17 protein-coding genes are annotated in these 11,875 nt (G+C 64.3%); 4 read left to right on the top strand and 13 right to left on the bottom strand.

Annotated elements, in window-relative coordinates; genetic code table 11:
- Positions 1–681 precede the first annotated feature (681 nt).
- Positions 682–903 (top strand): hypothetical protein, encoded by a 222-nt coding sequence (locus AHIS1636_RS14285; RefSeq protein WP_264796510.1) that lies wholly within the window; start codon positions 682–684, stop codon positions 901–903.
- Positions 904–1,009: 106 nt separating this feature from the next.
- Here the strand turns inward: AHIS1636_RS14285 and AHIS1636_RS14280 are convergent, their stop codons facing one another.
- The 3 genes from AHIS1636_RS14280 to AHIS1636_RS14270 form a co-directional block, all read right to left on the bottom strand.
- Positions 1,010–2,077, bottom strand: coding sequence for a glycoside hydrolase family 26 protein (locus AHIS1636_RS14280; RefSeq protein WP_264796509.1), 1,068 nt, complete (start codon positions 2,075–2,077; stop codon positions 1,010–1,012).
- A 274-nt stretch (positions 2,078–2,351) separates the two neighbouring features.
- On the bottom strand, positions 2,352–2,582 hold the full coding sequence (locus AHIS1636_RS14275; RefSeq protein ID WP_264796508.1) for a hypothetical protein: 231 nt from the start codon (positions 2,580–2,582) through the stop codon (positions 2,352–2,354).
- Positions 2,583–3,027: 445 nt separating this feature from the next.
- A complete protein-coding gene (locus AHIS1636_RS14270; RefSeq protein WP_264796507.1) occupies positions 3,028–3,945 on the bottom strand; it encodes an ATP-dependent DNA ligase in 918 nt (305 codons plus the stop codon).
- A gap of 446 nt (positions 3,946–4,391) precedes the next feature.
- Between AHIS1636_RS14270 and AHIS1636_RS14265 the strand changes: the two genes are divergently transcribed.
- The 3 genes from AHIS1636_RS14265 to AHIS1636_RS14255 are packed head-to-tail and all read left to right on the top strand — an operon-like array spanning position 4,392 to position 5,413.
- Entirely contained in the window at positions 4,392–4,751 is a 360-nt protein-coding gene (locus AHIS1636_RS14265; protein ID WP_264796506.1) for a hypothetical protein, read from the top strand.
- Complete coding sequence (locus AHIS1636_RS14260) at positions 4,708–5,025, top strand: hypothetical protein (RefSeq protein ID WP_264796505.1); 318 nt, start codon at positions 4,708–4,710, stop codon at positions 5,023–5,025. The genes AHIS1636_RS14265 and AHIS1636_RS14260 overlap by 44 nt, the downstream gene beginning before the upstream one ends.
- Entirely contained in the window at positions 5,018–5,413 is a 396-nt protein-coding gene (locus tag AHIS1636_RS14255) for a hypothetical protein (RefSeq protein ID WP_264796504.1), read from the top strand. The genes AHIS1636_RS14260 and AHIS1636_RS14255 overlap by 8 nt, the downstream gene beginning before the upstream one ends.
- A gap of 148 nt (positions 5,414–5,561) precedes the next feature.
- Here the strand turns inward: AHIS1636_RS14255 and AHIS1636_RS14250 are convergent, their stop codons facing one another.
- The 10 genes from AHIS1636_RS14250 to AHIS1636_RS14205 all read right to left on the bottom strand — a co-directional run bounded on the left by AHIS1636_RS14250 (position 5,562) and on the right by AHIS1636_RS14205 (position 11,580).
- Positions 5,562–5,810 (bottom strand): helix-turn-helix domain-containing protein, encoded by a 249-nt coding sequence (locus AHIS1636_RS14250; protein WP_264796503.1) that lies wholly within the window; start codon positions 5,808–5,810, stop codon positions 5,562–5,564.
- Positions 5,807–6,052, bottom strand: coding sequence for a ParB family protein (locus AHIS1636_RS14245; RefSeq protein WP_264796502.1), 246 nt, complete (start codon positions 6,050–6,052; stop codon positions 5,807–5,809). The genes AHIS1636_RS14250 and AHIS1636_RS14245 overlap by 4 nt, the downstream gene beginning before the upstream one ends.
- 90 nt (positions 6,053–6,142) lie before the next feature.
- Positions 6,143–6,574 (bottom strand): hypothetical protein, encoded by a 432-nt coding sequence (locus tag AHIS1636_RS14240; protein WP_264796501.1) that lies wholly within the window; start codon positions 6,572–6,574, stop codon positions 6,143–6,145.
- 76 nt (positions 6,575–6,650) lie between these two features.
- Positions 6,651–7,169 carry a single-stranded DNA-binding protein gene (ssb, locus tag AHIS1636_RS14235; protein WP_264796500.1) on the bottom strand — a complete coding sequence of 173 codons (519 nt, stop codon included), beginning with the start codon at positions 7,167–7,169 and terminating at the stop codon, positions 6,651–6,653.
- Positions 7,170–7,204: 35 nt separating this feature from the next.
- Positions 7,205–7,459: a glutaredoxin family protein gene (locus tag AHIS1636_RS14230; RefSeq protein ID WP_264796499.1), complete on the bottom strand. Its 255-nt coding sequence runs from the start codon at positions 7,457–7,459 to the stop codon at positions 7,205–7,207.
- Positions 7,460–8,104: 645 nt separating this feature from the next.
- Entirely contained in the window at positions 8,105–8,248 is a 144-nt protein-coding gene (locus tag AHIS1636_RS14225; RefSeq protein ID WP_264796498.1) for a hypothetical protein, read from the bottom strand.
- Positions 8,249–8,420: 172 nt separating this feature from the next.
- Positions 8,421–8,849: a hypothetical protein gene (locus AHIS1636_RS14220; protein ID WP_264796497.1), complete on the bottom strand. Its 429-nt coding sequence runs from the start codon at positions 8,847–8,849 to the stop codon at positions 8,421–8,423.
- Between the two features lie 521 nt (positions 8,850–9,370).
- Positions 9,371–9,793: a VOC family protein gene (locus tag AHIS1636_RS14215; protein ID WP_264796496.1), complete on the bottom strand. Its 423-nt coding sequence runs from the start codon at positions 9,791–9,793 to the stop codon at positions 9,371–9,373.
- Positions 9,790–9,957, bottom strand: coding sequence for a hypothetical protein (locus tag AHIS1636_RS14210; RefSeq protein WP_264796495.1), 168 nt, complete (start codon positions 9,955–9,957; stop codon positions 9,790–9,792). Before AHIS1636_RS14210 ends, AHIS1636_RS14215 begins: the two co-directional genes overlap by 4 nt.
- Before the next feature lie 567 nt (positions 9,958–10,524).
- Positions 10,525–11,580 (bottom strand): ParA family protein, encoded by a 1,056-nt coding sequence (locus tag AHIS1636_RS14205; RefSeq protein WP_264796494.1) that lies wholly within the window; start codon positions 11,578–11,580, stop codon positions 10,525–10,527.
- Between the last annotated feature and the right edge of the window lie 295 nt (positions 11,581–11,875).

Here is an 11,875-nt window from a genome sequence, read left to right as displayed (position 1 = left end):
TTCAAATGGCCGTTGACAGTCATTGGGGAGGACCGGCACAGCAGCAGCCTGATCAGAACCCGATCCAAGCTGCCTCAGGCAGACCTTACAAGCCAAGCAAAGCAGACTTATCATTCTGAGACAAAGCAGGCGCACATTTGACTCCCTCGGGCGCCGCCCTCGCGATGTGTGGTCCACGATGGGCCCTTGATGCCGACAGTGACCGGTCGTTCGCGACCGTGGGGCTGATGACCAGGCTGCATCTGGTTTGCGACGGCCGAGACAGGCCGTTAGGGAAGAAAGTCACAGGCGGGAACATCAACGACACCACGATGCTGAGAAACCAAGCCTGGCTTCGCGAGAGGCACCTGCTCCTGCCCGCCCGCGGGTGGGCAGTACTCGCGGAAGACTAGGTCTTCGCGTCCAGTATCCACGGGGACCGCGCCCACTCTGCGGCAGCTGTCGAAATCATCATGTCCGGGACGGGTGCTTCCGGCAGATCCGCGTCACGGCCACGCCCTGCCGCTGTAGGCGTGCTTCTTCCTGCGCTGCCCCGGAATGACGGGGCGCAGGCGCGGTTCCGCGAGTTTTTCCATTCGATAGAGTAAAGATTGTTTCTATCAGCCCGGCTGCGGGGACGGACGGCGTGAAGTCGTCGCCTCTGGCCTCGGTGCCTGATAATCCGAGGCGAGAGGGGGCGTCATGATCATTTCCCGGCCGGTCGGCGACTGGAATCAGCCTGCGTTGATGGGGGCAACTGTTGATCTTCGAGCCCGGGCGGGGCAGATCAGGGAGGCAGGACGGGTCGAGGCCGTCCATGGCGATTCCACCGCGACCATTCGCTTCGGCGGTGAATCCGTCGCCCGCCGCTACAGCAAAAGGGACTGGGACATGGTCCTGGTCTTGGGACAACAGCAACCGTAACCGCCGGGCGCGGGACCGCTGGCCGTCCGGACCGGGTGTGCCCCGGCGTGCCGCAACCGGCATTCCCGGCCGTGCGCGCAGCAGGACAGGGCGGCGCGGGCGGCTGTCACCCGCCCGTGCAGGTGCCGTGCGGAGGCCCGTAGCGCAGCCAGGACGGGAGGGCGTCACGGAAAGCAGTGCGGATCCCGGAATCACCGGCGGCGCGCCAGTCCACATCCCCGCCGATCTCGGTTTCGTGCTTGTGCCATTCGAACCAGTTAAGCATCCGCAGCTGCGGGAAGTCCCGGGCTGTTTCGGCGGCGAAGAGCTGTTCCCACCAGGCCTGCTTAATCTCCAGTTCGGAGGCCCCTCCCCCATCCTCGACATACAGGGCCGCGGTCTCCGGGATCGCGACCGGCTTGCCGCGCTCTTCGGCATACTCGGCGTAGAAGTCCGGGACGGCCGTGTCGTCACCGCCGAACCCGTCATAGCTGCCGGTCAGCTGCTGGGCAAACTTGCCCGGTTCGGGAACCTCGTTCTCGCCCCACGGGTGGGCCGACCCCCAGTGATAGAGGGACATTCCCACCCAGTCCACCGCCCTATCGCCGGGATAGTACGGCGCGTACGGGTCATCGGCCATGCTCATGGCCCCGTCGCCGTCTGTGTCCAGCCGTTCGAAGTCCGCTGTGCCGGGCTTGGCGGCGTGCCTGCCACCGGTGAAGGGGTAGCCGCCCCCATAGTTCGGTGCCCACATCATCGATGAGCCCGGGGCCTGTTCGTGAACCGCGGCAGCAACCTTGCGGAAGGCCTTGATGTAGGCTGCCGGCTGCTGGGACCAGGCGTACCAGGAGCCGTTCATCTCGTGGGCGAAACGCACGATCACCGGCACCCCGGCGTCGTTAAAGTCTTTCAGGTCCACGGCCAGCTCCTCGACAGCGTCGTCCGTCACTGACTTCAGCCCGTCCCGCGGCTCCAGCGTAAGCAGCATCATTTGTCCGTCCGCCCGGATCTGCTCGACCGCGGCCTGCAGATTCGCCCGGTCCGCCTCAGCGTAAGGGAAGTCCGTGAAGGACACCGCGACCGCGGGTTTCTGGCCCAGGTCCTCCGCATAGCCGGTCAGGGACTGGTTGGCCCAGTCCAGGTTCACCCCGAACAACGTCCCCGATTCCGGCGCCAGCGCGGCGCCGGCCTCCACCGGACAAACGGTCAGAGAAGGTGCGGACAGCGCCGAAGCCTGGCCCGTTCCGTCGGTTCCCGGCTCAGCGGAACCGCATCCCGCCAGTACCAGGCCCGCGGCAGCAACCACTCCAGCTAAACGTTTTTTCACAGCACCACGCTACCCAAGATTCTCCCGGCCGTCGCTGCTCCCCACCCTGAACGGGCACCGCTCCGGTAAGTCCTTTCGCGCAACCGCAGCGACGCGCACTCGTGCCGATAACGGCGCTTCTGTTCGAAAGGTCCGGCAACTGTTAGGGGCGGATCCGCTGGCTTGAGGACTCATCCATGTGCAGCTTCCGCTCCTGAATCCGGGATGACTGGGGGACGATGCCCAACAGGTCCAGGATCGCCTTGGCAAGGGCGAGGGCCAGACTTGCAGCCCCGATCCACACGCCGGCCAGCTGCAGCCGATAGGACTTCTTTTCCTGGTCCTGACTGAGCGGTGCCGTTCCTTCGTTTTCCTCCTGTGCGCGGATAAACATCGTAGGTCCCTCGCGCTGCTTCCGGGATGGGCTGTCGCCGGGGCAGGCGGAGTGCGCACAGGACATCCACAAGCGCCTCGCCCCGGGACCGGGAGCCTTGCCGAAAGCGGTGGAAGGCAAATTCACAGAAACCTCGCGGCGCGTCCCCGACACCGCGCGTGTCGCACTGCGGGAGGGTCACCGGCCCGGGCCGGTAACGACCAATAGTGCTCTCACCGGTTAAGTGAGCTGGCACCGGCTGGTCTGGGAGACGAGGGATTCTCCTGACCTTGGCCGGTGCCGTGTTCACTCGCACCTTGCGGTGTTCCCAACGGTAGGGGCGGAATCTGTACAGTGCCGCGATGCCGGCTGGAAAGATCCTGAACAAGCAGCTGTCAGACTTTTCCTGCCTTTACTGGGAAAACTTGCTTTCCAAGCAATTACAGCAAACTCAGCAGAACAAGCTTTAGCCTCGCCCGGTGCCCGTGGCAGGGGCATGGATGTCTGCGGGATCGAGTTCGGGACGGTGCCGGAGGAATCGCAGCGGATGGCGGAAGGAGTCGCCGGACCAGGCGGTGTCCGCTGATACTTCGATGACGACAGGTTGGATGAGGGTCAGCGGGGTGTCCTCCTGGCCGGGGTTGAACCTGTCGAGGGTCGTGGATTTTATGCGTTCGGGCCATGGATGCGTCCCCGCTGGAGGGTGGAGCCGGGCGCCGAGGGCTTTGGCTGCGGCGGGTTTGAGCGGTGCGGAGCGTCCGACGATGCGCAGTTCACCGTTGATGGGGAGGCCGGCGACGATGGCTTCGGGCCTGGTGATGGGGCCGAGGACCGCGGCACAGACCACCTCAATGGTTTCTCTGTGCTTGACCTTCAGCCACTGGAGCTGCCCACCTTGGTAGGGCTGGTCGGCGCCCTTGATGACGAGCCCTTCGATGCCGGTGGCTGGCAGCTCCTCGAACCACCGTGCGGCCGTCTCCAGGTCGTTTGTGACCGGGGAAAGCTCGAGGACTTCGGTCCAGTCTTTGGCGAGTTCTTTGAGCAGTTGCCGGCGGACGTGCAGCGGCTGGTCGCGGATGTCGTGTCCGGCGACGGCGAGCAGGTCGAAGGCCACGAAGTGCGCCGGCACCTGCCGTGCCAGGCTCATCATCGCCTTGGCCGACGTGCCCAGGCGCTGCTGGAGCGCGGAGAAGTCCAGCCGCTCCCCCGACCAGACCACGGCCTCCCCGTCGAGCACGCAGCTGGGCGGCAGCTGGGCGGCTGCGGCAGCGATCAGGTCGGGGAAATAGCGGGAGAGGTCTTTGCCCTGCCGGGACCAGATGGAGGTGTCTTCCCCGTCGCGACAGATGACCGCCCTGTAGTCGTCCCATTTGGGCTCGTACACCGCTCCCCCGGGCAGGGCGTTCGGGCGGGGATCTTCTCCACGGCGCGGGCCAGCGCCACCTGTATTGGCGGGCGCAGTTCGGGCGGAATCCTGTCACCCATGTGCCAACGATACAAGCGGTGACTGCGGCCGGGCCCGGATCATCGGGGGATGTGATCCGGGCCCGGCCCCTGGTCCTCCGTCGGGATCGTTAGCTTTCCTCCCGGTCAGGGCCACGCCTCAAGGATGCTCAGCGCTACTTGGGAAAAGATCAGTCCCCCGGACAGGGGAAACACCAATCCACCATCTGGGACACCCGAACATCATTTACGCCGGTCCTCGCGACGTTCACGCACTAAGGCTGGTGCGAACCGGTCAGAGCAGAGGACTCATAATCCTTTGGTCTGGGGTTCAGGGCGAGCCTTTGCGCCTTAGCTTAATTCGAATATGTGTTCTATTTTTAACGCATGGATCGGGACGCGCTAGCGAAGCTGGCTACCCGTTATGCGAAGCGGGCCGAGCCGGTGTCGCTGACGCTGGAGGAACTGGCTTTCGACCATCATCCCGTGACGCGGGTGGTGCCCGGAGTGCCGGTGTGGGCGTGGATCCGCTTCCCCTGCTCTGCCGAGCTGGCGGCCGGCGAGACGTTCGGCTGGACCTCGCGCGCGGTTCAGGTGTGCTCGACGGACGGCGGGATCCGGCGGACAACCTGGGTGTGGGCATCGGCAGTGCAGCGGCGGTCCCTTCCGGTGGGCAAGACGGTATTGGGAGACAGGACAGGCCATGACAGCGGTACAGGACCACCCGGCGCAGCGGACGCTCAATGAGCCGGTCGAGGTCCGGTTCACTCCCCAGGGCGTGCCGCTGGCCGTGCGCTGGCGCGGCCGGCCCTGGCCGGTCGCGGCGGACCCACTGCACTGGTACAGCGGCTGGAACTGGCAGGACTCCGACATCCCCGGCCCCGGGCAAGGGCAGCTGGTCGAGATCGAATACTGGCGGCTGCAGGTCCACGCGACGTCGTCCTCGCCGCTACGCACCCTCGAAGTGCGCAAGCATCCGGGCTGGGACGGCTGGCACCTGACCCATGTCTGCGATGAGTGAGCCCTTCTGGAACGTCCCCTACGACGCAGCCCTGTTCGAAGAACGCGCGCTAGCCTGTGACTGGCGGGCCCAGGTCACGGTACTGACGCGGCATCATGTGAACCCCGGCGTCCTCGCGGCGATCCTGAACCAGCCCGAGCTGCACGAGTCGGTCCAGCTCGCTATCACCGAACGCCGGGACGTGACCGTGGAACAGCTGGAGTTCCTCGCCCAGCGCACGGACTCCGCGGTCGTCATCAACCGCATCATCCAGAACCGGAGCGTGCCGCTGGAACTCATCGAAGCCATCAGGGACAACGCGCTCACACTGGAGGGCAAGGTCTGGTTCGAAGTCGTCGAGCACGCGGACCGGGTCCTGGCCAGCCGCCGCCGGCCACAGCAGGACTAGAGACAACCTGTGCCGGCTGCCCTGTAGCAAATGGCGGAAGGCCACGCCCCGTAAGGGCGTGGCCTTCCTGTGTTTCCCCTCGCCAAAAGGGAACCTGTACCGGCTTACGTCTTCGTAGCCGGAAGCTTTGAGTCGACGGTCATTTTGGTTACTCGTTGTCGGGCGTTTCTTCGGGCAGGCCGCGGGCGACCATGTCTTTGGTCCGGCGGTATCCCTCGGCGATGTACTCCTCGAAAACGTCGGCACCCACCCGCCACTGACCCCTCCCGCCGATCTGGATCGCGGGCAGATCGCCGGAGCGGACCAGTGCGTAGGCCTGAGCCTGGGAGATGTTCAGTTCCTCCGCGACGTCGGTGAGTTTGAGGAACCGCCGGGCGGCCGGCATCTGCTCGGTCATCGTTGCTCTTTCCGTGTGCGTTGTCCCGGGCGCAGCGAGCCGGGCGGTGCCGGGTCCCAGGGCCTGGACTGGTTGTACTTGCGTTGAAGCCGGCGCACTTCACGCAGGGTGGCGGCTTCGATCAGTTCCGAGACCGAGGCATAGCCTTCGGCCTGCCCGGCGGCCAGGAACGCGGCCCGAACCTGCCCCGCAGATTCTTCGGTGAAGTAGGGGGTGAACGAAGCAGGCTTACTGGCGCTCATGTACACTCCTGAAGGGCTCTGGCCGGTTGATCATTCCTTTTGGTCTCCCCGACCAGCTTTGATCCGGCCAGGGCCTCCCCCATCCTCCGTCTAGACGGAATGCAGGTTCCGCGGCCACGGGTACAGGCTCTCCAGCTTGCCGCCGAAGGACACGATCCGGCCGTCCGCATCGGTCTGCACGTCGGTTTGTTCGTGGCTGCCGCCGGCGTGGGCGATGGCGGCGAGGACGAGGCTGAGGTTGTCCCGGTCCAGCCCCGGCAGCACGTCGCTGAGCACCACCGGCTCGTTGCCGGCGAGGGATGCGACCAGCAGCAGGAATTTACGTTCCCCGCCGGAGGCGCCGCCGATGTTCCCGGGGATGGCGTCGAAGTCGATCCACGGCCTGCCGTTGTCGCCACGGCCGACCCAGGGCCGGCCTGGCGCGGCGTAGCGTCCGCCGAAGGCACGGAGCAGCAGCTCCGTGGCGGCCTCATAGGTGTAGTCGCCTTTGGCCCAGGCGCGGAGGTCATCTTCGTGGCTCATGGTTTTCCTTGTCCTCTGAAAGGGTCTTGGGTGCCCGTCCCGGCCAGCGTACCGGCCGGGACCGACAGCCCGTCGGTCAGCGTGCGGGGCGGTCCTGTGCGGGGGTGATATTGCCGGACGGGTTCGCGATCTTCCCGAACCAGGCGCTGTCATCGCTGTAGCGGCGGGGGCTGATGGGCAGATCATCCACCGGGATGCGCTGTACCGGCGCCTCGACGGGCGGGGGCATCCTGCGCTCGGCGCGGTGCGGCGTCGCCGGGTTGTAGCGCAGGGAGACACCCAGTTCTTCGATCTCCAGTTCGTGGACGGTGCGCTTGCCGCCGTCCCTGGTCTCATAGCTGCGCGGTTTCAGGACACCGTGGGCCACGACCCGGGTGCCTTTGGTCAGGGATGCCACGGCGTTCTTCGCGGCCTCTCCCCAGACCGAGGCCCGGATGAACAGGGTTTCCCCGTCCTTCCATTCGTTGCCGGCCTTGTCGAAGGTCCGAGGGGTGGAAGCGATGGTGAAGTTCGCAACGACGGACCCGGCGGTGAAATGCGGTTCCGGAGCTGCGGTGAGGTTCCCGATGACGGTGAGAGGAATTTCGCCTGCCATGGTTCGTCCTTTCCTGCCGGTCTATCGCCGGCGGTTTAGCCGGCCGCGTTGCGGGTAAGTGATTGGATAGCGCGTTCGATGCAGCCGGGGTTGAGGCCGGCCCAATGGAACTCATCGTCAACCACCACGATGGGCGCCTGGGAATAGCCGAGTTCCTCGCTGACATACTCGAGGGCTGCCGGGTTCTCGGTGAGGTCAATGACCCGGGGTTCGATGCCGGCTTCCTGAAACTTCTGCAGCGTCTTCGCGCAGGGGAAGCATCCGGGCTTCGTGTAGAGGGTGACAGTCATGTTCAGTCCTGCGTTTCGTATCAGTAAATGGTTTCGTTCGTCTGGATGACCTGATGCTTCTATTCTAGCCTTCATTCATCTGAATGACTAGGGTTTTTCCGCTTATTTCCGGGGTTTTTGAGTAGTTTTGGTGAGCCCGGGAGCCCGAGCCGGGAGCCGTGGCGGGGCCGGTTGTCATTTTCAGAAGCTGACGGCACTAAATGTCAGAAGTCCTCTTCACTACACCCCTGGTTGGCGGTCTTGATGTCTTCGGCCTTCGCTACAGCTTCGTCTGACAAGGCGGAAGTCTGTTCCCACGCGGTCTCTCTGACATCGTCAGCTGGCCCGCGGCCCCGATCCGGTCCGTTGTCCAATGCGTGCCTCCCCTTTGCGAACAGGACTATTGAGCACCAACGGCTTTAGTGCACATGGGTACTGAACGACCAGCGTTCAGAAGTCGGCTGCACAACCCCGGAAACACCGGGATCGGCGTGCCGTCAGCTTCTGAAAATGACACCGGTTAGGCCTGGTTGTGAAGCCGGCCCCGTGCTCCCCCGGTGCCTGTTGTGCGTCTACTGGTCCTGGTGCTGCCCTGTGTCGTCCCCAGCCGGGTTTGTGCCGGCCCCGTACATGGCGTGGGCCGGCCCGCACAGTCGATGGTGCGTCTTAGCGGTCCGTCATGACCTGGAGCAGGAGCCAGCCTTCGGGGACCTGGGCTTCCAGGGCTTCGCGTGCGGCGGCGTAGTCCTCGCCTTCGGCTTCGAGTTCTCTTGTTTCGATGGGGCGGATGACGCCTTTTACTTTCACCACGACCTGATCGTAGGGCGGTTCCCGACGCCGGTGCGGGTTCGCCGCGTGTTCTCTCGGGCACGTCGTGACGGTGGCGGGTGGCGGCCGGAGGAGCGAAGCGGGGAGGCCGCCCGGCGTTGCCGGCGGCGGGTGCCGGTCCGCCCCGGGGGACGGGGCGGACCGGCGGGGGTGGTTAGTCGAAGGCGGGCCGGTAGGGGACGCGGTAGCGGCCGGGCAGTTCGGCGACGGTCTCGGGCAGGTCGTCCGGGCCGTGGGCCTGCCCGTTCTTCCACGAGTAGAAGGCGTGCTCGGTGATCTTTTCCCACTGCGCGGCCTGGGTGCGGTAGAAGGTGCAGGTCACGTCGCCTTCACAGTAGGTGGCGACGCCGAACAGGTTGCCGATGGCATCGGCGGTGCGGATGCCGGCGACCATGACGTAGGGCCACTGGCCCAGGTCCCAGCCGTCGCAGCCCCAGATGCCGAGCACGCTCCAGCCCTCGGCCTCGATGTCTTCCATCCACTCATAGCCGCCGTGCATGTGGTAATCCCGCAGCACGGGCAGGTCCCGGACCTCCTCGTACGTGTCGGCGGTGGTCACGGTCTCGATCGCGATTGCGTTCATGGTTTGTGTCTCCTTTGGCGAGGTCGCGGGGAGAGGACAGCGGGTCTTTACCGGCCAGCTCTGCCCTTCCCCCCGTGTTTTTTGCCTGCTGGCGAAGCAGCGCGGAGCTGTGGCCGTCGGAGCAGTGTTCAACCCCGCAGGGGCAAGGGCACGGGCATTTTTGGGAGGAAATAAGCGACCCTGGGAGCGCCGGACAAAAATCCCGGGGCCGCGGCCGGCGCAGCCGGTTGACGGTGCGGAGCGGGCACGTACGATCCGGAGGACAGCAGACAAAAACGAGAATGCTTTTCACAGTCCGAGCGCAGCGAAGCCCGCTCTCCGATGCGAGCGAGCGAGTATCGGACCCTTTCGTTCGGGCCGGCAGGACCGGACAGCACGCCCCTCCTGTCGGAAGAAACCCGTGGCTTGGCCTGCGGAAAACGCCCGGAAGCGGTGAGTAGATACACGTCACCGCTGGGGCCGGCGGGCCGGATCCTGGAGTGTCGGTCGTGCACGGCAGACACCTCCGCCGGCCGAAACCGCTAGGCCGCGAGTACGAAGATGCAGAACGGATGCCCGGACGGATCAGCGTAGACGCGCAGCGGCTCGTCCTCGTCCTCGATCCGGTCCAGCAGCATCGTGGCACCAGCGGCGAGAAGACCGTCGTGCCCGGCGAGCAGATCCGCGACGGAGTCGACGACGAAATCGAGGTGAAGTTGTTGCGGCACGGTGTTGTCGGGCCAAGTGGAGCGGGGAAGCTGTTCCACCTGCTGGAAGGCCAGTTGCGGTTGGCCTGGCGCCGTGAGCAGCACCAGCCAGTCGGCTCCGGCCGAATCGTCTTTGCCCGGCGGTGGCTCGTCGCCCTCACGGTACTCAAGACCGAAGGCGCCGCGGTAAAACTCGGCGGACGCGCGGGCATCCAACGTGTCGATGACCACCTGCCGGATCCTCGGATAATCAGTCATGCCGCCCATCCTAGGCGGGCCGCCGGCGGTGACGAACGGCCCGCGAGCACGTCGCGCACCCGCAGCCGCTCGCCGTCGGCCACGGCCCGGACGAGCTCAACGAACCTCTCGGCCAGCGCTGGAACGCGCTCGAGGGCGAAAACGTTCGGGCTGAAGATGATCACGCCCCGCCGATGGCGATGTTCACCTCCATGCAGGTGGAAACCATAACTTCTCATGAGACGGCTGACTGCCGATTGACCTACTTCATATGAATTCCGAGCCCGCTGCTTGGACTTACTGTCTGATGCTCCGCGGATCAAGACCAAGACTCAATGCAAGTTCCTCCTCGGTTCTTCCTTTGAGTTCATCGGCCCTGGCTAACAATAAGTCAATGGCAATCCGGAGGAGGGTATTATCCGTGATCCTCTCCCCCACCGCTTTACCGTCAGGGCCGCGGCGCTCAGCGTTTAGACGGCGAGCAAGCATGGTTAGAGCATCCGCTTGCTCATCAAACATCCGAGCCTCTCGCCTTTTCAGCTTCAAGTACTTCGGAAGTTCGTGACTAACAGACTTTGGAAGTTCCGAAGTAACCGACTCTGTTTGTGCCTGAGTAGACGGCGACGGATGCTGTGCGGGCTCCGCAGCAGGCTCAGGAAGTTCTTGTCGGTTAGCCCGAATCAGTCGGCCTACGCCGCTGTCAGCTCCCGCTCTTGGTGCGAGCCCCGTTAGAGTGCGACGAGCCGAAGTGGTCATCGGGCGCCTCCTGCCATCGTCCGCGCTTCCCCAGAGCCTTGGCCCTCGCTTGCGGTTATACGGTTGATGATTTCCTCCCCCAGAGCCTGAAAGTCCTCCGCCAGACCAACCGCACTCTTGGATCGAGGACCATCGTGCTGGGTGTCGCTCCTACGCAACTCCCACCACTTCGGAGCAGCTAGAACCGCTTCCTCAAGTTCAAACGACAACATTCCCCGCTCCCTGCTTTCCTGGGCAGCTGCCTCTGCGTGGCGGATCGCCGTGGAGAGAACGGGAGCGTCCGCCCCTAAATCCCTGTAGATAGCGTCCCTCGCGGAGTCCGACACGCGCCGAGCAGAACGGTTGACACCAAAGAGCACTACACCGAGGAGATCGAGGTCGGGATTGATATCCACAACTGCGTCTAACCGGCGGGCAACATCGCGCAGTCCTTTTCGGGACGATGCATCGGTCTTGACTGGGATGAGAGCCCAGCGGGCTGCAGCCAGCGCCGCCTGCTGCAAAGTCTCTTGCCCGGGTGGACAATCGATAAATATCAGGTCGTAATTTCCACATATTTGGCCTAAAGCGGCGGCCAGCGCAGTCTTGGCGCCCTTCGGGTCTTTCTGCGCCTTCATCGTTAGTCCCGCAGCGGCCATATCCAGATGCGGTCCACCGGCTAGAACGTCCAGATTTTCGCGGATTCCCTCGATGGCCTGGGGGTCACTACCGAATGCTAGGGTCTGCGCAAGCGCCAGTCCGTCGTCGTTGGCCTCGCTCTGCGTAAAGCCCAACTCTTCCGCGAGATTGCCTTGCGGATCCATGTCGACTAAGAGAACCCTGTAACCGCTTGCTGCCAGCATTCCCCCAATATTTGCCGTTATCGTGGTCTTCCCGACGCCGCCCTTTCCGTTAACGACGGCAATGACTCGTTCTAAGCCCTTGGCCATGGCATCTCCTCCCTGTTCTTTATCAATCCTTTCGCTGATATGCAGCTTTACAGAGGGAGACACGCCGGCACTCTGTAAGTTTGTTTTTTCGGCATTTTGTAAGTGACAGAGTCTGTTACTCACAGGGCATGCCTAAAGGAGTTGCACTTGGTCGAGACATCCCGCACATTCAACAAAGCGAGGGGTCAGGGACAGCAAATCTCTCAGCCACCAACCACAGACACAAACACCCAGGCTCCACCAGACCGGCACTTCCGGACTCACGCACTCCGGCACTCAGTCAGTAACAGAGTCTGCAACTGCGGCCGCAGGATCCGGCAAGCAATTCCTGGTCCCGCCCCTGAAAGACAACCATCCCAAAGCAGCTCCTGTCACAGCACGAAGCGAACCCCGCCCTGTTGAACGCCACCGCGGGGGA

Origin of the sequence: Arthrobacter mangrovi (genome assembly GCF_026011795.1) — a bacterium.
Classification (GTDB): domain Bacteria; phylum Actinomycetota; class Actinomycetes; order Actinomycetales; family Micrococcaceae; genus Crystallibacter; species Crystallibacter mangrovi.
Note: the sequence above shows the minus strand (reverse complement) of the source record. Positions and strands in the feature narration are given on the sequence as shown.

Bases quoted from the DNA above. Each gene is read 5' to 3' on its own strand.
- AHIS1636_RS14285 (WP_264796510.1), top strand. From the start codon at position 682: ATGATCATTTCCCGGCCGGTCGGCGACTGGAATCAGCCTGCGTTGATG.
- AHIS1636_RS14215 (WP_264796496.1), bottom strand. From the start codon at position 9,793: ATGACTGATTATCCGAGGATCCGGCAGGTGGTCATCGACACGTTGGAT.
- AHIS1636_RS14220 (WP_264796497.1), bottom strand. From the start codon at position 8,849: ATGAACGCAATCGCGATCGAGACCGTGACCACCGCCGACACGTACGAG.
- AHIS1636_RS14255 (WP_264796504.1), top strand. From the start codon at position 5,018: ATGAGTGAGCCCTTCTGGAACGTCCCCTACGACGCAGCCCTGTTCGAA.
- AHIS1636_RS14240 (WP_264796501.1), bottom strand. From the start codon at position 6,574: ATGAGCCACGAAGATGACCTCCGCGCCTGGGCCAAAGGCGACTACACC.
- AHIS1636_RS14265 (WP_264796506.1), top strand. From the start codon at position 4,392: ATGGATCGGGACGCGCTAGCGAAGCTGGCTACCCGTTATGCGAAGCGG.
- AHIS1636_RS14245 (WP_264796502.1), bottom strand. From the start codon at position 6,052: ATGAGCGCCAGTAAGCCTGCTTCGTTCACCCCCTACTTCACCGAAGAA.
- AHIS1636_RS14275 (WP_264796508.1), bottom strand. From the start codon at position 2,582: ATGTTTATCCGCGCACAGGAGGAAAACGAAGGAACGGCACCGCTCAGT.
- AHIS1636_RS14260 (WP_264796505.1), top strand. From the start codon at position 4,708: ATGACAGCGGTACAGGACCACCCGGCGCAGCGGACGCTCAATGAGCCG.
- AHIS1636_RS14250 (WP_264796503.1), bottom strand. From the start codon at position 5,810: ATGACCGAGCAGATGCCGGCCGCCCGGCGGTTCCTCAAACTCACCGAC.
- ssb (WP_264796500.1), bottom strand. From the start codon at position 7,169: ATGGCAGGCGAAATTCCTCTCACCGTCATCGGGAACCTCACCGCAGCT.
- AHIS1636_RS14230 (WP_264796499.1), bottom strand. From the start codon at position 7,459: ATGACTGTCACCCTCTACACGAAGCCCGGATGCTTCCCCTGCGCGAAG.